This is a genomic window from Chlorogloeopsis fritschii PCC 6912, assembly GCF_000317285.1.
In the GTDB taxonomy this organism is placed as follows: Bacteria; Cyanobacteriota; Cyanobacteriia; order Cyanobacteriales; family Nostocaceae; genus Chlorogloeopsis; species Chlorogloeopsis fritschii.
Genome location: NZ_AJLN01000003.1, coordinates 1 through 579 on the forward strand (window position 1 = coordinate 1; position 579 = coordinate 579).

The window sequence follows — 579 nt, forward strand, 5'->3', positions numbered from 1 at the left end:
GCTAAACGCATTTACCAACAAAAACGCAATGATTCTGCCAAACTTTACAGTGTTCATGCTCCAGAGGTCGAATGTATCGCCAAGGGCAAGGTCAATAAAAAATACGAATTTGGTTGCAAAGTAGCAGTTGTGACGACGCATTGTAGCAACTGGATTGTCGGTATTGATGCCCAGCACGGTAACCCTTATGATGGCGCAACCCTTGCTCCTGCATTGCTTCAAGTTGAGAACCTCACTCACGTTCAACCTCAACAGGCGATTGTAGACCAAGGATTTCGTGGCAGCACACATCATCCGCAAGCGGTACAAGTGTTAATTGCTGGCAACCGCAAGCGAGCAGGTTTTCTCAAACGACTGCTCAAACGTCGTAGTGCTATTGAGCCTGTCATTGGACATACCAAACATGATCACCGGATGCAGCGCAATTACCTGCAAGGTCAAGTTGGCGATCGCATCAATTCTTTTTTGGCTGGCTGTGGATTTAACCTCCGAAAGCTTTACCGCTTTTTTGTGACTGCTCCACTTATTCACCTTGTAGCTTAGATTCCCATCCTTTTATTTTTCAGGGACAACTAAATA

1 pseudogene is annotated in these 579 nt (G+C 45.6%); it reads left to right on the forward strand.

The window, feature by feature from the left end:
* Positions 1 to 504 (forward strand): annotated as a pseudogene (locus UYC_RS35105) (transposase); the annotation flags it as partial.
* Positions 505 to 579 lie beyond the last annotated feature (75 nt).